The sequence below is a fragment of the Wolbachia endosymbiont of Dirofilaria (Dirofilaria) immitis genome, assembly GCF_013365455.1.
Taxonomy (GTDB): Bacteria; Pseudomonadota; Alphaproteobacteria; order Rickettsiales; family Anaplasmataceae; genus Wolbachia.
Genome location: NZ_CP046578.1, coordinates 15574 through 35256 on the forward strand (window position 1 = coordinate 15574; position 19683 = coordinate 35256).

A 19683-nucleotide genomic window follows, 5' to 3' on the forward strand; every position below is an offset into this window, starting at 1 on the left:
TAAATTTATAGGGGTTATTTATTATCTTTCCTTAGGAACTCACTTGAGTTATGCTGTAAATCATGAATCTTAAGCAAAAAATTAAGTTTTTTTCTCTATCATTTGTAATTTTGTTTTCCCTATGGACTATATTATCTGGTTATTTTGAGCTGTTTTTTGTTCTTTGTGGGGTATTTTCTTCTGTATTTACATTGTTTATCTTTAAACGATTAATAAATGTTGAAAGTACTTTTAGTCAGATCTTAAGTAATACAAGTAAGTTGTCGTTTTATAAGTTACTGGTAAATTATATACCGTGGTTAGTATATCAGATTATTTTATCGAGCATTTATGTAATAAAGAAGGTTTTTCAAACTGAACTTAAGCTCAAACCAATTGTCATCATAAAGAAGTATAAAGGACATGATGATAAAAGTATCACATTATTTGCGAATTCAGTCACGATCACTCCTGGTACTTTAACTATTGATGTTGCGAGAAAACAGCAAACATACCTGTCTACTATATGCTTGATAGATGAAAGCCTTGAGAGTGACGTTTCTAAAATAGAAAACGAGGTTTTAAAGATACTAAATTTGACTAAATAGTTGCTGAATAAAGAGCAGCATCCTTATATTCTCTCACTAGGACTTTCAAGTATTTCTTTTAGAAGGGACTATTGTTAATGACAAAGTATAAGTAATTGTAAAAATCTTTTAGCCTTAACATGTTGTTTTTATAGTTTTAATAGTAATAGCCTTGTTTAAGAGTATATTTCACTAGCCATGTTTACTCTTGTTAGTGATAATATTAGTTTCAGGTTTATTGTTATATAAAGACCCTGGATGGCCCTGGACTATTCTGGTGATATAGAAAATTTCTGCTTTTGATAAGCAGTGATCAGCATGTTTAATAATTTTTTCTTTCTTCTATTGAGTAATCTAGGGTTTGCTTATTTTTATGTTTATGACTTGTTTATTCAATTTTCTCTGTTCAACTATAGTAAATAGATTATACTAGTACTTTGTTAAATAAATAATAATATGACACAAATGTGTACTATGTTAGTGTATTTTATATTAATGACTTAATAAGCATTATTGCTGATTTTGCTGTACACATGATGATTTTATTCTGTTTGACAGAGCGTAAAAACATAAAGTCTGTGGTTCATCTATAACAGAGAAAATTTATTAGAATAATATTTTCTATTTTGTATAAAATGGGTGTTTTCATTGTTAGCTATTTTGTTAACATTAGTTCTTACATAAGTTTTAAATTGACTGTATTGCAGTGAGGAAGATAAAGCTCGGAGTACTGATTTCAGGTAGGGGGTCAAACATGCAGGCCCTGATAAAGGCAGGCCAAGATCATGATTTTCCTGCAGAAGTTGTATGTGTTATCACAAATGATAATAAGGCAGCTGGCTTAAAGATAGCAAAGCAAGCAGAAATCTCAGCATTTGTTGTTGAGAATAATCCACTTGATGCTGATAAAATTCATGAAATACTTGTGCAACATAAAGTTCATTTAGTTTGCCTTGCAGGGTTTATGAGGATTCTAAAACCAGACTTTCTAGCTAAATGGCATAACAAGGTTGTAAATATTCATCCTTCTTTGCTTCCGTCTTTTAAAGGTTTAAGTGCTCAAGAGCAAGCTCTAAAGGCAGGTGTCAAAATTACAGGTTGTACTGTACATTATGTTACTCCTGAGGTTGATGCTGGAACTATAATAGCCCAAACTGCTGTACCAGTGTTGCCGAATGACGATATTCAAAGTCTTTCAGAACGCATTCTAATTGAAGAGCATAAGTGTTACGTGGAAGCAGTGAGGTTAATAGCGGAAAATATTAATCATTCATCTTAGATACTTCTTCCAACTTTAACAAAAAACAAATTTTCAGGATCCAGCAAAGAGCTTGCTAACTTGTTTACTTCTTCTAATTTAATATTATTAATGATATTTGCATAATTGTTTATGTGATTGACATCTCTATTATTTATTTGCATGTCATTGAGCAACATTGCTGTATTTGTATTATTGGATAGGGAAAAGACTAGGTTATTTATTAGGCTGTTTTTTACATCCTTGAATAATTGCTCATTAATTCCTTCTTTTTTTACCCTGCTCAGTGTGTTTTTCACTGTTGATATAGCTTTGTTAGCAGTAGAGTTATCAGTACTCATAAATCCAATTATAGTATTTCCATGTTTATTGGAAATAATGCTCATGTTAATACTGTAGGTAATACCTAGGTTTTGCCTTAACTTTTTCATCATTACTGAATTCAACTCCATGCCGCCAAGAGCATTAATTAAGACAACAGCGTTATGATAATTAGGATCTTCATAAGTTATGCCTTTTTGAGCGAAAAGTATTATACTCTGTGGTATATTTATAAAAATGATCTTACTTTTTGCAGGTCCAAAATCATTTTTTATAGGTATTTTTCTAACTTTTGATCTTTTTGGTGGTAGCTTAGATAAATATTTATCTAATAATATGCTAATTTCTTCTTTTGTTGTACAACCAACAACACTAATAACTATGTTGTCTCTTGCGAAATTATGTTTTATGTATGTTAGGACATCGTCTCTGGTAATGCTCATTATAGTGTCAAAAGTTCCGTATTCGCTGTTTGAGTAAGGGTGCTTTTTAAACAGCAGCATATTTAATTTCTTAGTAGCGATAAAATAAGGGTTTTTTTCTAGGTTATTAAAATTAACTTTAGCTTTTTCAAAAATTCTATTTAACCCTTCAGGATTAACTTTAGGACGCATTATAGCGTCGCTTAGTAGCGAGATTGCGTCTTCTAAATTTTCAGATAAGGTATTTAATGAAACTCTAAATGCTTCTAGACTAGTGCTAAAGCTTAGACTTATTCCTTTATTTTCAAGCTTTTTTGCAAAACTTTTGGAGTCATTTTTTCCTGCTCCTTCTTGAATCACGAGAGAAGTAAACCAAGTGAGTCCCTGTTTTTCTATATTCTCATATGCATAGCCTGCATCTTTAAATGATATATTTAATGAAACCTTTGGTAGATCATAATTTTTAACAAATAAAAACTTAAGTCCTTTATAAGTAGTAACCTCTTCTATGTTGAGGCTGCTACTTGCTTGTAAGTTAGAGCCTAAAAAGAAAAAAAGTAGAAATATAAGTTTACTTGTTTTCATTATTACCACCTTTTGGTAACAAACGACCGATTAACTTATCAGTAGAAAAGATAGTACGAATTTTACTATTTACGTTGTCTAAATCAACGTCGTTAATCTTGTTATATGAAATATCTATTTCATTGAGTGGAATACCAAGTGCTAGACGTGGTATATAAAATATTGCTATGTTAGTTAAGTCAGATAGCTTATCAAGTTGTTCCGTTTTGTATTTAAACTTTGCACTTTGTAACTCCTCACTTGTTATTCCTTCAGAAGTGAAATTGTTGATAGCATTATCTAGTTCTCTTTCAATAATATCTAACTTCATCCCGCTTTTTGGAACTATTTCAATATCAATATAGCCATCACTAAGAGCTAAACTATTATAGTATGCATTTGCTGAAACTGCGATACCTTTATCTAGAACTAGGTCTTCATATAGCTTGCTAGACTTACCACCCCCTAAAATGTTGACTGCTAAATCAACAGCAAAGGTTTCATCTGTGTGCTTAAATAGAGGAACACGGTAGCGGAAATATAAAACAGGTTCTTTTACTTCAGTGCTTTTTAAAGTTACTGATAAATTTGCATTGTGTGTTGGATCTTGATTCGGGTAATGTCTAATTACAGGCTTAGCTTTAATTTTCCCATATTTTTCTTCTGCTAATCTTACTACTTCATTGAATTCTACATCCCCAATAACTATCAGTATTGCATTATTTGGTTGATAATAGTTGTTATGAAATCTTATTATGTCATCTTGATTGTAAGTTTTAATATCACTTTCCCAACCAATGACAGATCTTCCATAGCCAGTACGATAAAATGCACTGTTCATTTCTTCCCATAGTAGATTATTAGGATGGTTATCGAATCTCATCTTCCTTTCTTCTAACACAATATTTTTTTCTCTATCTATTTTGTCTTGAGTAACATTAAAATTACCCATTCTATCTGCTTCAACTTCCATTACTAATGGTAAGTCTTTTTTGAGAGCTAATTCGTAGTAACAGGTATATTCCCTAGTAGTAAATGCATTGAATTGTGCTCCAATGCTGCCCATAATTGATTTTATGTCTTTAAATTTTCCTGTAGTTTCAAACATTAAATGTTCAAGATAGTGAGCCAACCCTGCTTTGCCAATCGGATCATCCATTCCTCCAACTTTATATATTACTGCATGTAAAACAGCTGGAATTCGGTGATGAGATATGACATAGATATCTAATTTATTATTAAGTCTAGCATACTTTATATTATATTCTGTACTTGTAGTTTTCAAAGGGATTAAACAAGTAAAAAAAAATATAGATGACATAAAGAAGTTAAAAAATTTGTGAAGCATTACTCTAAGCCTAATATAGTTGAACCTAAAACTATAACTTTACCTTTCTTTATTCTGCTTTGGAATAAGCTTATCATGTATGTACCATCTATATAGCAATATAAACATTCCACAAGCTATATATATATCTGCTAAGTTAAAAGCTGGCCAGTACCAATTGCCAGTATGAAAATATATAAAATCATATACAGCTCCCCAATAGATCCTATCAGCTACATTTCCAATTGCTCCACCAACCATAAGGGAAAAACTGAAATAAGTTAGTTTATCATTAGACTTATGTATCAAATATATAAGTATACTAATTATTATTATTGAAAATGTTGAAAAAAAAAGGTTACTATGCGGTAAAGTGCTAAACATTCCAAAACTAATCCCTGTATTCCATACTTCAACTAGTTTTATAAAGCTAGAAACTTCAATTGACTCTCCCTTATTAATCAATGAATTTGTGTACAGTTTGCTAATCTGATCAGCTGATACCATGATTAGTATGGCAATTAAGCATAATTTTTTCATAAGTTTGCTCTCAACTGATAGGCTTTAAGTATATCATGACTTATTTGTTTTGTTAATTCATCAATACTATGAAATCTTTTTTCTGACCTAATAAATTTTAAAAGTTGTATGTTGACCTTACAATCATATATGTCTCCATTAAAGTCAAATATATGCATTTCTATTATGGGCTTTCTTAAGTCCTTAAACGTAGGCCTCATACCAATGTTGACCACCCCATATAGCCAATTTGGTGGATTGATGTCAGAAAATGCTACTTTAGCATAATATGTACCAAATTTGGGTTTTATCATGCAATCTTCTATCGCAATGTTTATAGTTGGAAATCCTATTTTCCTACCTCTGTGTGCACCTTCTGCTACAATACCAGAAACTTGATAAGGTCTGCCAAGTAACTTATTAGCAGTTTCTATTTCGCCTTTTTGTATATGTTCTCTGATTAAAGAAGAAGAACAAACTTTTCCGTTAATCATTAATGGTTCCAATTTAGCTAAAGAGTACCCGTATGTTTTAGAACGTTTTTTTAAAATTAATATATTACCTAATCGGTTATAACCAAAAGTGCAACTTTCCCCAACAACTATGTGTTTTGCACTGTATCTATCTATTAAAATCTTGCTAATGAAGTCGTTGAAACTTACTTGAGCAAAGCCTTTATTAAAGTTGATAATATATAAGTAATCTATATTGTAGTTGCTGATTAGCTCTTTTTTCTGTTCTTGGCTTATTAATCTAAAATTATTTTTGTTAAATAGGACAGTTGATGGGTGAGGCTCAAAAGTTAAAATTGCAGAGGGTAATTTTCTTTCCTGAGCTGTCTTTTTTAGAGAAGAAATTGCAAACTTATGTCCTAAATGCACACCATCGAAATTTCCAAAAGCTAATGCTACGCTGCTCTTTATCTCTTGCTCAAAGTCATAAATAACTTTCATATAATTTGATGTTTTATAAATATTTCTTATATATAATAGCTATATTTTATAAACTACGGAGGTAAATCGTGAAAAATACTAAAGGAAAGGTTATAATATACGTAAGGCAATACTGTCCATTTTGTGAGAAAGCAAAAGAGTTACTGGACAAAAAAGGGGTAGAGTATGAAGAGATTGATGTACTCAAGAATTCAGATTTGTTTGATGATATAAAATCAAAATATAATGTTAAAACGGTTCCACAAATCTTTATTAATGATAAAAATGGCAATTGTATGCACCATATTGCTGGATGTGACGAATTGATGAATCTTGAAAAAGAAGGGAAATTAGATGATATGTTAAATAATAATGAAGATCATATTGATGTCATAACCTATACAAGTAGCAGTTATGAATGTGAAGAATATGTTATACCACCAGATGATAGTTTTATGTAATTTCTTATCTCATTTTCATTGTCGTTCAGTACACGAATGGAAAGTTGGTGTGCTCGCTTAAGCTATTTTTAATAGATTAAAATACAATTTATTTAGTAATTTTTTTTAGTGAGCAAAAAAATGAGAAGGAATGTTTTAATTGTTAACAAGAATTTAATTAGTGTTGAACTAGTTAATAAGCAAGATTTAGAAAATTTCATTAAGATTTTCACAGTGCTTAATAAACACATAGCAGCAAGAACACTTTTTACAGAAGAAGTGAGAATAGAATATAAGCAATATAATAGTATAGAGGTTGTTAATTTGCTAAAAAGTTCAGGTTTTATGTATCATGACGTTGAAAATATATTAAATCACTTGAGTAAACATGGAGTAGAGCTGCCGAACAGTGTTGTAGCATACACTCTCTTTTCTGCATACAATAGTAAACTTGAAGCTAAGGATGTAGCATTTTCCCTTTTTAAAAATTCTCCACGATTTAACATCAGGGTAAATAAAAACATCTTTATAATAACTCCTATGAATGAGGAGAATTTAAAGTTGAATTCACAAAATAGCAAAATGTTCATAGAGTTATTAAAGAGTGAGAAAAATATGTATGATTGTGTAGTGGGAGAGAATACTATTAGTGTAGTAGTACATTCCAAAATACATCAGGTCATAAATTCAATTGTAAGATCACTGATAAAGTCTTGCTTTTTAGCACAAGAGGAAGAAGTAAAGCTCAAAGAGAGACTGAAACAACTTGCTTTTAAGGATCAAGCTTTCGTTGAATATTCTAGTATAAAAGCCATAAATAGATACCCACACAATCATCCTTTAAAAAGATATAAAAACATTACTAAAGACATAGAAAACATTTTGTATAATTTTGTAATAAATGAGAATAGTGAATTTACTGTAGAGCAACTAAATAAGTTGAGCTTAGAGGTTTCTCCTGATACTCCAAGAATTATTACTAAAACTATAGATAAACTTGTTAAGTTCCACTAAGTTACTTTAATATTATTTTTGTTATGGCACGGAAATAGCTCTAAAATTAGAAAGCCTTAAATCGCCAGAATTTCTCTTTACCTTTACTAATTCCAATTCTTGGGGTACAGATATAATTTGGTTTAAGATGAGACTCATAAACACAAAATTCATGGCTTATAGTGAGATCTTGGTTATTATGTTCTTTTGTAATATTTAATCTTTTGCATAGTATTCCTGGCCCGTTTAAGTTTACCTCAGGCGGTTCAATGAGCTTCAATCCTCGTATTAACACTGCGGCTGGAAATCCTTCTGTCTCTGTTACAATGTTTAAACAGTAATGCATTCCATATGTGAAATATACATACGAAAACCCTGGCATGCCAAACATTACTGAAGTTCGGTTAGTGTAGCCTCGTGCTGCATGACAAGCTGGGTCATCTATTCCTATATAGGCTTCAACTTCAGTTATTATCCCACTAAAGCTAGAAAACTTTAGTGTTTTTCCTAATAACTCTCCAGCTACAATTAAAGTTGGCTGCTCATAAAAATTTCTTGGTAGTATTATATTATTCATTGTAACAGTATAAGTTGCTTGCAAATGCAAGCAACTTATACTGTTTTTCTTATTTAGTTAAGAGGATATATACATCTCTGAGAAACAGGAGCTTGATGTTCTTGCGGTTTGTCTACACCTGTTACGTTTGTTGAAGGGTGATGCAAAATTTTGACTAATTCAGAACTTTTTTGTTGTAGTTGTGGCAATTGTGATGCTAATGCTTCATATAGGAATTTTGCTTCACATTTCTTGCCTACTTTTACCTCTTTATTTGCACGTAATTGTTCTTCAGTGATACTATTGCTCTTGATAAGCCTTATAGAACCATCATCGTTGATGTTAATTTTAATATTACATTCTTTTTCTCCAGCATACCATTTTATAGTCATTTGATATGATCCATTGATCACCTCATAAACTCTTTTTCCACTATCATTAATGTAGCAACATGCTCCTCTTGTTTTTTTTTGGTTAGGGTAGCAGAATGTGATTGTTTTTACGTTATATTTTTTACATATATTACCACTTAGAAGTTTAGTTACATTTACTTCTTTTTCACTATCATTCAATGTAACTCTTATGGAAGGATAAACAAGATTGTTTTCCCTTTTGGCTTCTTTGAGCCTTATAGATCCTATAGTGTTGTTTGCTATACTTTTAGATATCTCTCTTTTGATTTGTTCAGCTATTTTACCTGTAATATCTCTGCCATTATATTTATTTTTACCACGAGCAAAGGGCTTTTGATTTGTGATATTAGTAGAAAGGTTGTTCTGCAATAAAAAGAACTTATTCCATGCTTCATCATTATCAAGAATAATACTACGCTCACTTTTATCTAGTGTTAATTCAGATGTATTCTGAGTGCTCAAGTCACTAGGAAATTCTTCTTTTACAGTTATATCGGAATTATCACCACTTACCCTTTTATTGTTCAGGGAGGTAAGATACTCTTCTTGCTTTTTTTTGTTCGCTTTTAAGGCTGTCTTATTGGAAGAAGATTCTTCCACCATAAGTGCATAGGGACTTTCAACTTTTCCCTTAATTGTGGAACAGATAGCTTTCCAAAGTTTTCTAATCTTGTCTAACATATACTCCTCCATTAGTATTGATATATAACTAGTATAAAAGCATTATATCAGTTAGTCAATATTGAAGCTGTTAGTATTGAAGGCTCAAATGTTTTTCTGCTTGATTAGTTAAAACGCGTCCCCTTGGTATGTGCTTTATGAAATTGATTTTTGTAAGATAAGACTCCACTGTTTCTTTAATATTATCGCTATCCTTAGATAGTGTGATGAATATAGTGTCAATTCTCCAATAGGTCCTGAGGTACTAAATAAATTAGATATTAGCTAATATCTAATTTATTTAGTTTCATTTTATTTATGCCCAATTTTGATAGTGCGGAGTCAGCAATTTCATGGATAATTTTTTTATCGTTTTCTGTTTTAACAAAATTCCTTGTTTTTTTGAGTAATCTTGAAGCAATTCTTGGAGTATCATGTGTACAGCAAGCAATTTCTTTGTATTATATCTTTCCTGATTTCAGCAGAAAAAATTTTGTGCATCTTTTTATAGTTTTAGTCAGCTATTCGAAGGAAGAAAGCTCAAGGTGTAAAGGGATGCTAAAACGATTACTTAACAAGGTGGGAAGTAGTCAAGTCATGTTGTTGTTCCGGTCAACGTAAAGGTGGTGGTTCTATCCTCAAGTGCAAGTGAATGAACTTCTTCAATGCTATGGTTTGGTCTATAGACTTTGCTGGTAGATAGAACACATCTTCTACATTTAAAGTAGTGAACGCTGCAGCTAGATTTCTAGTTTTATTAGGTAAAGGATCAGAGATTGCACGAAAACCAACTCTTGATTTTTTAGAAACAATTTGTACTAAAATTATTTTTCCAACCCTCTGGCTAACCAGAGTAACAGAATGTGATTAAAGCTTCAGTTTTTGTCTGTTCAGCGTTTGTAAGTACTCTTAAATTTGTGTATTCAGTCTTTTTATTCAATAAAGTCATCAAGCCGTTCAGGCCTAATATTTAAATTGTGTACATTTTGAGTATATTCTTTACCATATGGTATCGATTTCATAATATTATATTGAAAATTCCTTAAGTGCTATACGAATAATCTCTTTGGTATCTGAGTTTGGCGATTTGTTTCGTATTTTACTGTATAGTAGACTTTCATTTTTACCAAAGATTGATTAAAGCTGATACAGCAGCTTCTTTAATTAGATAAAAGTTTCTATTATTTAGTTATTTATTTCCAGTTTATTCACTTTGCTACTTAGTTCAGTGATAATTAGATTTATGAATTTTAAACCAAGTCCACTTATTGTAACTTTATTCTCACTCATAATTGCTAAGAACAGCTGCTCTGGAGTTAGTTTACTTCAAAATTAACATATTGCGGATTCTATAGCTAACACCACTCACTTTAACTAGTTGTAAGCACTGCTACCCTTTTTTGCTTGTAGAGCCGTATAGTTGAGTAATATTTATTTGCGTAGATTTTAATAAAAAGCTTAACTTTGCTTTAGAGTTTGCCTCTTACTTAGAAAAACTAGAAAGCCACGTGACACAATTAAACACAAGACATCAACTATGTAGCACCCTCTCTGTCACTTTGACCTGTACAGGTTGAAGGTAATTAAACATCCTTACTTTCATGATAAGAGGATTGGAAAAGTTTGTCAAGTGTTTTTTTATTTGTAGCTAGAGAGATCTGGATGCTAGTTAGTTACTTATGTGATTTCCTTCTTATGAGTCTGTGTTTATGTTATTATCCCATAATAATGAGGAATTTGTAGAAAGTTACTGTAAACTCATGTATTTTAACTATGATAGTCGAAAGTGTGTGGTGTATGGAAGATTTCATCAGAATTAAGGGTGCAAGAGAACATAATCTGCAAGGTGTAGATGTTGATATACCAAAAAATAATCTAGTTGTTATCACTGGACTGAGTGGTTCTGGTAAATCTAGTCTTGCGTTTGACACGATTTATGCAGAAGGTCAACGTCGGTACGTTGAGAGCTTATCAACCTATGCGCGCCAATTTCTTAACATCGAGGATAAACCAGATGTTGAATCAATTACGGGTCTCTCCCCAACAATATCCATTAACCAGAAATCGATCTCAAAAAGTCCAAGATCAACAGTTGGAACTGTTACTGAAATTTATGATTATCTACGCTTAATGTATGCCCGAATAGGGGTTCCTTACTCACCTGTAACTGGACTACCAATAAGGAAACAAACTATATCTCAAATTGTAGATGCTATAATGGCGTTACCTTTAGAAACTAAAGTATATATTCTTGCTCCCATTGTACGTGATAGAAAGGGGGAACATCTCAAAGAGATATTGGAAATTAGAAGGCAAGGTTATGTAAGACTAAAAATAGATGGTAGAATGCATGATATAAGTGACCTACCCAAGCTTGATAAAAGTAAAAGGCATGATATCTTTGTGATTATAGATAAGGTATCAATATCAGATGATATAGGAAATAGATTGCCAAGTAGTATAGAATCGGCATTAAGACTTGGTCATGGGTTAATATATGTAGAAATAATAGACTTACCTAATGATCGTGATTCCGAGTATAAAAATGGTCATATACTAACCTTTTCGGAGAATTTTACATGTCCGGAGTCCGGTTTCACTCTTAGAGAAATAGAGCCAGGGTTCTTTTCTTTTAATAGCCCCTATGGGGCGTGTGGGTTATGTAATGGACTTGGTAAGAAGCTAAGTGTTGATATAAAGCTAATAGTGCCGGATGAAACGCTTTCAATATCTAAAGGCGCTTTAAGGCCATTGGGGCCAATATTCTATCAAACACACAAAAATTATGGATTTCTAAAGGATGCAATCCTGTTACTAGCTGAAAATTATAAATTTAGTCTTGATGTCTCATGGAAGAATATAGATCAAAAAGTGAAGGATGTAATACTTTTTGGTTCTAGAGAAATGGGATTTCAAGGTTTGGTCAATATTCTAGAATGTCAGATAGATTATGATAAAACACTTATTGAGCGATATTGCTCTATTGCTTACTGTAAGGAATGTACTGGTTATAGATTGAGAAAAGAAGCACTTACGGTAAAAATTGATGAAAAGCACATAGGTGAAATATCTAGGTTTAGTATTGATGAATCTCTTAAATGGTTTGAAAATTTGCCGAGTAAACTTACAGAACAACAGAAGCAAATCTCAATTAAGATATTAAATGAAGTGGTTAAGAGGCTGATCTTTTTGAGAAATGTAGGGTTGAATTATCTTACACTTGACCGTGAGTCTAGTACTCTATCTAGTGGCGAGAGCCAGAGAATTAGGCTTGCTTCGCAAATAGGTTCTGGTTTAACAGGAGTACTGTATGTGCTTGATGAGCCTTCAGTAGGTCTTCATCAATATGATAATTATCGATTAATTACCACACTCAAAAACTTAAGAGATATAGGTAATACTGTAATTGTTGTTGAACATGATGAAGATACAATAATGGCTGCTGATTATGTAATTGATATTGGTTATGGAGCTGGTATAAATGGAGGAAGAATCATTGCAGAAGGAACACCAGATCATCTGCAGAAGAGCTCAAAGAGTATAACAGGGCAATATTTAAGTGGAAGGAGAAAAATTTTAATTCCAAAGAGAAGAAAACAAACAACTCAGTTTATTAAAGTAATTAACGCGTGTGAGAATAATTTAAAGAATATAAGCGTTGAGTTTCCTATAGGAAATTTTATTTGTGTTACTGGAATATCAGGGGGAGGGAAATCGAGTTTAGTTATAGAAACACTATATAAATATTCAGCATATAAAATATATCATTCATCTGTAAAGCATGGTAGGTGTGATAAAATAGAAGGCCTTGAGTATATAGATAAAGTTATAGAAGTCGACCAGTCACCAATTGGTAAGACTCCCACATCAAATCCAGCAACATATGTAGGTGTCTTTACTCATATAAGAAATTGGTTTGCAGGGCTTCCGGAATCAAAAGCACGGGGTTATAGCATAAACCGATTTTCATTTAATGCTAAGGGAGGAAGGTGCGAAGCATGCAAAGGTGATGGACATCTAAAAATAGAAATGCATTTTCTACCAGATGTTTATGTGAAATGTGAACAGTGTAAAGGTCAGCGATATAATCGGGAGACATTAGAGGTCACTTATAAAGGTAAGTCAATTTTTGATGTGCTTGATATGACTATAGATCAAGCCTGTGATTTTTTTGAAAACCTTCCAATGATAAAAGAAAAATTGGTTTCTTTGCAGGAAGTAGGGCTTGGATATGTAAAACTTGGACAGTCATCGACAACGTTGTCTGGGGGAGAAGCACAGCGGATAAAGCTATCTAAAGAGCTATCTAAACGATTTACTGGTAGGACATTATATATTCTTGATGAGCCAACAATTGGACTACACTTTGAAGATGTAAATAACTTACTGAAAGTGCTTCATAAATTGGTTGATTTAAAAAACACTGTTATAGTTATCGAGCATAATTTACATGTTATAAAAAATGCAGATTATATAGTAGACATCGGACCAGAGGGTGGAGTAAAAGGCGGGGAAGTGGTTGCTAAAGGCACTCCAGAAAGTATAATAGATATACCAGAGAGTATTACAGGTAAATATCTTAAATCATACTTGTCAACGGTATAAATTATTATAGAAGAGATCACAAATATGGATTAGTTAAGGGTTTTTCTTTGTGATGCTGAGCTTATAAATGAACGTTATAACTTTGATTGTTAAAGCAAACTTGATAAACTCTGTTAGGATAAAGGAGAAGAGCTAAGAAGTATAGCGCATTGTGTAGTATTATAAGTTGAAGGTAAACTCAAGAGTGAAGTTAAAGAGAGTAGAAATAAACGATGTGTGTTTTTTATGTAAAATATCTAAAAATAGTACTATTAAACCTATAAAATTTTGGACAATGAGGAGATTAGGAGTTCAAATATGAGAGTTAGTCTGCTTTTTAAATAGGGAAAGGTGTAGTAAGAATTAAAAATGAGAAGGAAAAAAGGAATTATATAGGTGTCTTGTGTAAGGTGGTGTTAAGATATTTTTCACTACTAAAATATGGGAAATGATAAAAAAATAAAGGTGAAGATTGGTAATAAAACAAAGTAAAGTTTAGTAAGTTAAAAAATAGATCAAGTTTAAATAAAAGCTTTTTTTAAAAGAATAAAGTGTTTCGTAAGTCTGCAGTCAAAAGCCTTGAGAAAAGTGAGGACAATTTACCTGTAAAGTTTGCAAAAGTATTTGGTGGTCTTATTACTTCTATGAAACATAATTTCTTTAAGCTTATTTTAAGAGGAAGTGGAATAGTACAAGAAATATAAAATTACATTTGTAGTTAGGCTGGTAGCAAAAAACTCATTTAAGTTTATCCTAATTTCTGAAAGAAACTCAGGTACCTACATTGATTATTGACTAGAAATATCTATAACTCTACTATGTAGCAACTGGCAAGAGCTACAATAGAAATATTTTTGTTATAAGTCTTAAGGCAAAGGGTATGTATAGTTATTATTTTGTAACCTGCTAAAAAATATAGAAGTATTGTGGCAAGTATATCTATAAAGAACATCATCTAATTAAGTATTTTTTTTGGTAACATTCGGATACGTTTTTCCAGGTTTTTTTAGTGTTATTGAGCTCTTGTTTAGCTTCCTAAATTTTATCTATACGGTCTAGATTTTCTACTCTTTTCTAATCTTGGATTTAGGTCTTTAGTGCTTGTTGTATTATTTTAACCTATTTTGTATCACATAAGCTTTTCTATGTTAATTACAGATGTTACCATTTATAAAACTTGTATTCCTTATTTTGCAGAAGATTTACAATATTTTTATGGTGCTTTAAAAAAATTAATATTGCTATAGTTAATAGTGCAAAAAATAACTCTCTTTGGAAAAAGAGAGCTGCTATAACAGCTGTTGTAGTAGAAATTAAAGAAGCAAGAGAAGAATATCGAAAGGTAGAAAATGCTGCTAGCCAAATAAATGTAAACACTAATGTCACATAGGTATTAAGTGCTATCAGAATTCCTAAAGTTGTTGCAACTCCCTTTCCTCCATTAAATTTTAGCCAAATAGGAAACATATGTCCTAGAACTACTAATATTGCAGAGATATATGTATCACTATCAGAAAATTGCTGTGTTACGTAAACTGCAATAAATCCTTTTAAGGAATCTAGAAATAATGCTAGAGCAGCAAGTTTTTTATTTCCTGTTCTTGCAACATTTGTAGCACCAATATTTCCGGAACCTATTTCTCTTAAATTTATTCCTTTTATCCTTGTAATGATTGAACTAAATGGTATTGAACCCAATATGTATGATAATATAAGAATTATATACTTTTCAATCACGCTCACATTTTTGGTACTATCTTGTACATATAGTGCTAAATCTTAGAAAAACGATAGATTTAAATATCAAGTACTGGAATATTAACTTATGTTATTATATAGCTGTGCACTAAGAACCTAATTAATTTTGTTATCCCTTAGTCTCTTTAAATAGTGTTGGACTTCATTGTTAATCTGATTACTAAATAGTATAAGTGCTATCATATTAATAAGAGCTAAACAAGAGAATAAAGTTCCACCAATGTTAGCAATGGTCATTATATCTTTAGAAAGTCCAGAGAAAAATGCTACAATTATTACTGCTATACGGTATATTACTATGCTTTTTGTGCCAAACAAATATAGCCATCCCATTTCACAGCAGTATACAAATGAAATTACTGAAGAAAACGCAAATAAAGGTGCGGCTGTAGTTAGAAGTATAGGAAACCAAGAAGAAACTGTTTCAAATGCTCTTTGAGTAATTAGTATTCCCTCACCAACGCCGGTTTGATATACATCTGTTATTACTATTGTTATTCCTGTTAAACAACAAATTAACATTGTATCAAAGCATGGTTCTATCATTGCAACCAGTCCAGTTCTAACTGGTTCCTCATCTTTAGCCACTGCATGTGTAATTGAGGCAGAGCCAATACCTGCTTCACTAGCAAAAATTGCCCTTTGGATTCCAGCAACAAATGCTCCTACTACTCCTCCACCAGCGGCGTTGAAGTCTATCATATTGGAAAATAGGATTTTAAATGCATTGCCAAGATTGCTGATATTAAATGCAATGATTGTAATGCAGCTAAAAATGTATATAAGCGACATGACTGGTACTAGTGCAGAAGATACTATGACTATCCTTCTAATTCCACCAATGATTACTAAAGCAAGCAACACGGAAATTATAAAAGAGAGCAACCATGGATTACTATCTATCCAATTTGAGTAGCCAGACAGTATTGAGACCATTTGGTTAGTTTGAAATGCTACACTTCCGCCGAGACCAGATAATATGAAGAATAATGCATATACTGCAGCTAGGGCAATACCAAGTTTTTTAAACCCAAATTCTTCTAATCCATTCTTAATATATTGAAAGGGGCCACTAAATAACTGTTCCTGACCTTCTGTCCTGTGTCTGAATGCTAAGGTTACTTCAGCAAATTTTGCTGACATACCAAAAAGGCCTGTGATCATCATCCAAGGCACTGCTCCTGGTCCTCCAGTTGAAATTGCAATTGCAACACCAGCGACAGTTCCAAGACCTACAGTACTTGAGAGTGCAGTTACAAATGCCTGAAAATGCGTAATGTGACCATCATGGTGATCTGTATCATATTTTCCACATAAAATAGTAAATGCGTGCTTAAACATTCTTATGTTAAGGAATTTAAAACGCAGTGTTAGAAACACATAGCCAAAAGCCACTAGGAAAATTATAAATGGTACATAGAAAACTTTAAAAAACAATATTTCACTCATGAAGTTATTTATTCCATCTAGTACAGCATCATAGCTCTTGTAAAAAACTGGAGTAGCGTATGTATCATGAAATAATAGGCAAAATAGTAGTGCTATATATAGTAACCTGTAAATCATGTTTAATACCTCTTAGAATTATAACAAAAATCTATTGTGTTTAGGGCTTTCCTTCTTAGGAGCTATATTACAATAGCATTTGGGATCATAAAGCACATAAACAAATTATTGCCTAAATAAGATATAAGTTCTGTATCTCTTGATATACACTGAAACCAGTGTAAAAATTTAAGGCAACATTGGTACTTTTTATTACTAAGCAAGTACACCTTTATGGTAGTAATAATAAGCTATTGTTGTGGAAATGCAAAAAAAACCTCATTAGTAGAGGAATTGGCTTACTAAAAACAAAGGTAAAACTATTAGAAATGCTGAGCTAACCAATATTGTATTTAGGCTATTGGCGCTATATATACTAGTGATATTATTCAATGCTAGTTAAGAATGAGAGTAATATTGTGTCTACAAGTGTGGTGCAATCGTTGTAAAGCTTGAAACTTTAATTGGACATTTTTCTTTCATAACTAAATGTGTTCTAAGCGGCTATTCTGATTACTGCTTTATTGTAAATACTGATCTTCTTATGCTGCCATTAATTCACTTAGTACTTTATCTCATTATAGCTGATTTGTTAGAGATATCTCATGGTATTGTAAATAAAGCATTTCGATAGATTATCCTTATCTATATGGGTTAAATATATAAACATACCTGTATGCTACGTTATCTTATAATGGGTTCTAAACCTGTTTAAATAAAAGCAATTCATTTTATTTTTTTAATATTATAGTTAAAACAAGTATCAAAATATGGTAAAAGATATCTTCTTTCGAAGAGGTGTTTTTTATAATACTGCATTCATTTACTTAGAATCTTGTATTGTATGAAGTCATTGTAATAAGCAGTATGCTTGCATCAGTAAATGCAAGTAATTTACCAGTTTCTGTAGATCTAATTTTTTCGAGCTTATTTCATGTGATAAAAAAACTCTGCCAGTTTTAAATTTTCAGAGTGATAAAATGATAAGTGGATGTAAGCACTGCTTTAGCGAACCTAGTATGTTATGCTAAGCATTTCAGTGATGATTGTCTAGAAATTGCAACTCTTAATATTGTTCTCAGTTCTGATGCCAACTATTTCTGAGATTGATATTATAAATGCATAGATATAAATGATTGTATTGTCATTGTGGATTACATTTTAGGTTGAAAAGTGCTGTATTCCATCTTGGCTAAGCTAAAGTTAGTAACTTTAAGTTAGACGACATGAAAACTCTAGTTGCAATTGCCTAAGTAATTAAAATAAAGTGTTTAAATGTCTTTATATATAGAAATGAATTCAACAGTTCACTTATTTTTTAATAATGCTTCTTCACTGCTTTTTATTATAATTTATACCTAGCGAGCTTTATACGTATAATATATATATAATCCAGTGCTTATTGGAATAGTAAGTGTATATACTATACCTAAGATTGGTAAAGTGATCCATGGCTTGCTGACAAAAAATACAATGAATACTCCAAAAAGTGATACAAATATGTAAGATAAGTTTCTAGGAACATAAATGTATTTTGCAGAAAAAGTTGGAATGTGGCTGACTGAAAAAAATGAAATAGCAAAAAAGTAACAAGCTGTGTTTCTTATGTTGAAAAACTGCTCTACAATAAGTAAATGTTCACTTTCTTGAGAGTGAAAGGTAACAATTATTGGTAACAGAGAAAGTAGAGCACATATCGGTGCTGGTACTCCAGAGAAGAAAAATTTTTCCCAGTTAAATTGCTCTAAATTTAATGATATATTGAACCTTGCAAGTCTTATCGAGATGCAGATTACATATATCATCACTAGTATCCATCCTATAACTTTAATTTCTTTTAATTTCCAAAAGTATAAAAGAAATGCGGGTGCTGCACCAAAGTTTAGAAAGTCTGCAAAAGAATCAAGTTGCGCTCCAAAATTACTAGTTAATTTTAAGATTCTGGCTATCTTGCCATCCATTCCATCTATAATTGCTGCAATGATAATAAAAGTTACTGCAAACTCCCACTGTTCATTAAATGTGAACTTTAGTGAAGTAAGACCAGAGCATAAACCTAATAAAGTTATAAAATTTGGAAATAATTTAGCAACAGGCAGAAACCTACTGTTATTACTATAATTGTTCATATAATATCGAAAGTAAGCTTTTCTTGAGTATTTTTCTTGTTTAAGTTTGCTATAATTGTCTCACCACCGACAACAGTTTGTCTTTTTGAGACTCTTATTTCTGTATCAGCAGGGACATAAATATTTACTCTACTGCCAAATCTTATAATTCCAAACCTTTCACCTGCTTTTACGTCTTGAAAAACTTTTAGATTACAAATAATACGACGTGCAACTAATCCTGCTATTTGCTCTACAATAATTTCTTTTTCCTTTTCGTACTCAATTACAATAACTTGCTTTTCATTTTCATTGCTAGACCTATTTCTCATTGCAGAGACAAATTTACCCTTTTTGTAGTGCATTTCTTTTATTGTGCCAGATATTGGTATGCGATTTACATGCACATTCAAGATGCTCAAGAATATGCTAATAAGTGTAAATTTTTTTTCCTCTTTATTTTCCACTGATAAAGGGTAACTCACTTCTTCAATTTTTGAGATTATGCCATCAGCGGGACTTAGTATTAGACCCCTGTTGCTTGGCACAGCTCTTGCTGGGTCACGAAAGAAGTAGGTACATAATAATGTTAAAAGTAAGCATGTAATGCTAAATCTCCAAGATAAGGGGAATGCTATGCATGTCACTATAAAAGAAATTACTATAAACAAGTAACCTTCCCTATTTATATTAGGTAACCTAAAGCACATAACCTTA

The 19683-nt window shown here is 31.6% G+C and carries 16 protein-coding genes and 2 pseudogenes; 6 read left to right on the forward strand and 12 right to left on the reverse strand.

What is annotated here, in order from left to right:
• Nucleotides 1-62: 62 nt before the first annotated feature.
• Nucleotides 63-587, forward strand: a complete 525-nt coding sequence (locus GOY12_RS00060; protein ID WP_175818074.1) for a Na+/H+ antiporter subunit E — start codon at nt 63-65, stop codon at nt 585-587.
• Nucleotides 588-1272: 685 nt separating this feature from the next.
• On the forward strand, nt 1273-1845 hold the full coding sequence (gene purN, locus GOY12_RS00065) for a phosphoribosylglycinamide formyltransferase (protein WP_175818075.1): 573 nt from the start codon (nt 1273-1275) through the stop codon (nt 1843-1845).
• Here the strand turns inward: purN and GOY12_RS00070 are convergent.
• From GOY12_RS00070 to ribF, 4 genes are read right to left on the reverse strand one after another with little or no spacing between them, the layout of a single operon-like run.
• Complete coding sequence (locus GOY12_RS00070) at nt 1842-3152, reverse strand: M16 family metallopeptidase (protein ID WP_175818076.1); 1311 nt, start codon at nt 3150-3152, stop codon at nt 1842-1844. The two genes, purN and GOY12_RS00070, sit on opposite strands and share 4 nt — an antisense overlap.
• Nucleotides 3139-4479 carry a M16 family metallopeptidase gene (locus GOY12_RS00075; RefSeq protein ID WP_175818077.1) on the reverse strand — a complete coding sequence of 447 codons (1341 nt, stop codon included), beginning with the start codon at nt 4477-4479 and terminating at the stop codon, nt 3139-3141. The genes GOY12_RS00070 and GOY12_RS00075 overlap by 14 nt, the downstream gene beginning before the upstream one ends.
• Nucleotides 4480-4518: 39 nt before the next feature.
• Nucleotides 4519-4998, reverse strand: coding sequence for a signal peptidase II (lspA, locus tag GOY12_RS00080; protein ID WP_175818078.1), 480 nt, complete (start codon nt 4996-4998; stop codon nt 4519-4521).
• Nucleotides 4995-5930, reverse strand: a complete 936-nt coding sequence (ribF, locus tag GOY12_RS00085) for a riboflavin biosynthesis protein RibF (RefSeq protein WP_175818079.1) — start codon at nt 5928-5930, stop codon at nt 4995-4997. The genes lspA and ribF overlap by 4 nt, the downstream gene beginning before the upstream one ends.
• 68 nt (nt 5931-5998) lie before the next feature.
• On the opposite strand from ribF, the gene GOY12_RS00090 reads away from it, so the two are divergent.
• Nucleotides 5999-6370 (forward strand): glutaredoxin, encoded by a 372-nt coding sequence (locus GOY12_RS00090; RefSeq protein ID WP_175818080.1) that lies wholly within the window; start codon nt 5999-6001, stop codon nt 6368-6370.
• 120 nt (nt 6371-6490) lie between these two features.
• Nucleotides 6491-7363, forward strand: coding sequence for a hypothetical protein (locus GOY12_RS00095; protein ID WP_175818081.1), 873 nt, complete (start codon nt 6491-6493; stop codon nt 7361-7363).
• A 46-nt stretch (nt 7364-7409) separates the two neighbouring features.
• On the opposite strand, the gene GOY12_RS00100 is transcribed toward GOY12_RS00095, so the two are convergent.
• The 4 genes and pseudogenes from GOY12_RS00100 to ruvA form a co-directional block, all read right to left on the reverse strand.
• A complete protein-coding gene (locus tag GOY12_RS00100; protein WP_175818082.1) occupies nt 7410-7919 on the reverse strand; it encodes a DNA-3-methyladenine glycosylase in 510 nt (169 codons plus the stop codon).
• Between the two features lie 53 nt (nt 7920-7972).
• Nucleotides 7973-8992, reverse strand: a complete 1020-nt coding sequence (locus tag GOY12_RS00105) for a hypothetical protein (RefSeq protein WP_175818083.1) — start codon at nt 8990-8992, stop codon at nt 7973-7975.
• Between the two features lie 70 nt (nt 8993-9062).
• Nucleotides 9063-9993, reverse strand: a pseudogene (locus GOY12_RS00110) (Holliday junction DNA helicase RuvB C-terminal domain-containing protein).
• 4 nt (nt 9994-9997) lie between these two features.
• A pseudogene (ruvA, locus tag GOY12_RS03670) lies at nt 9998-10440 on the reverse strand (Holliday junction branch migration protein RuvA); the annotation flags it as partial.
• A 328-nt stretch (nt 10441-10768) separates the two neighbouring features.
• Here ruvA and uvrA point away from each other — a divergent pair.
• Entirely contained in the window at nt 10769-13576 is a 2808-nt protein-coding gene (gene uvrA / locus GOY12_RS00115) for an excinuclease ABC subunit UvrA (RefSeq protein ID WP_175818084.1), read from the forward strand.
• Between the two features lie 530 nt (nt 13577-14106).
• Nucleotides 14107-14259, forward strand: coding sequence for a hypothetical protein (locus tag GOY12_RS00120; protein WP_175818085.1), 153 nt, complete (start codon nt 14107-14109; stop codon nt 14257-14259).
• A 457-nt stretch (nt 14260-14716) separates the two neighbouring features.
• Here GOY12_RS00120 and plsY read toward each other — a convergent pair whose 3' ends face one another.
• From plsY to GOY12_RS00140, 4 genes are all read right to left on the reverse strand, one after another.
• On the reverse strand, nt 14717-15289 hold the full coding sequence (gene plsY / locus GOY12_RS00125; protein WP_175818680.1) for a glycerol-3-phosphate 1-O-acyltransferase PlsY: 573 nt from the start codon (nt 15287-15289) through the stop codon (nt 14717-14719).
• Nucleotides 15290-15409: 120 nt separating this feature from the next.
• Complete coding sequence (locus GOY12_RS00130) at nt 15410-16879, reverse strand: alanine/glycine:cation symporter family protein (RefSeq protein ID WP_175818086.1); 1470 nt, start codon at nt 16877-16879, stop codon at nt 15410-15412.
• 1337 nt (nt 16880-18216) lie between these two features.
• Complete coding sequence (locus GOY12_RS00135) at nt 18217-18987, reverse strand: CDP-alcohol phosphatidyltransferase family protein (protein WP_175818087.1); 771 nt, start codon at nt 18985-18987, stop codon at nt 18217-18219.
• Nucleotides 18984-19676: a phosphatidylserine decarboxylase gene (locus GOY12_RS00140; RefSeq protein ID WP_175818088.1), complete on the reverse strand. Its 693-nt coding sequence runs from the start codon at nt 19674-19676 to the stop codon at nt 18984-18986. Before GOY12_RS00140 ends, GOY12_RS00135 begins: the two co-directional genes overlap by 4 nt.
• Nucleotides 19677-19683 lie beyond the last annotated feature (7 nt).

Bases quoted from the DNA above. Each gene is read 5' to 3' on its own strand.
- GOY12_RS00070 (WP_175818076.1), bottom strand. From the start codon at position 3,152: ATGAAAACAAGTAAACTTATATTTCTACTTTTTTTCTTTTTAGGCTCT.
- GOY12_RS00095 (WP_175818081.1), top strand. From the start codon at position 6,491: ATGAGAAGGAATGTTTTAATTGTTAACAAGAATTTAATTAGTGTTGAA.
- GOY12_RS00130 (WP_175818086.1), bottom strand. From the start codon at position 16,879: ATGATTTACAGGTTACTATATATAGCACTACTATTTTGCCTATTATTT.
- GOY12_RS00105 (WP_175818083.1), bottom strand. From the start codon at position 8,992: ATGTTAGACAAGATTAGAAAACTTTGGAAAGCTATCTGTTCCACAATT.
- ribF (WP_175818079.1), bottom strand. From the start codon at position 5,930: ATGAAAGTTATTTATGACTTTGAGCAAGAGATAAAGAGCAGCGTAGCA.
- GOY12_RS00100 (WP_175818082.1), bottom strand. From the start codon at position 7,919: ATGAATAATATAATACTACCAAGAAATTTTTATGAGCAGCCAACTTTA.
- uvrA (WP_175818084.1), top strand. From the start codon at position 10,769: ATGGAAGATTTCATCAGAATTAAGGGTGCAAGAGAACATAATCTGCAA.
- lspA (WP_175818078.1), bottom strand. From the start codon at position 4,998: ATGAAAAAATTATGCTTAATTGCCATACTAATCATGGTATCAGCTGAT.
- GOY12_RS00075 (WP_175818077.1), bottom strand. From the start codon at position 4,479: ATGCTTCACAAATTTTTTAACTTCTTTATGTCATCTATATTTTTTTTT.
- GOY12_RS00140 (WP_175818088.1), bottom strand. From the start codon at position 19,676: ATGTGCTTTAGGTTACCTAATATAAATAGGGAAGGTTACTTGTTTATA.
- GOY12_RS00060 (WP_175818074.1), top strand. From the start codon at position 63: ATGAATCTTAAGCAAAAAATTAAGTTTTTTTCTCTATCATTTGTAATT.
- GOY12_RS00135 (WP_175818087.1), bottom strand. From the start codon at position 18,987: ATGAACAATTATAGTAATAACAGTAGGTTTCTGCCTGTTGCTAAATTA.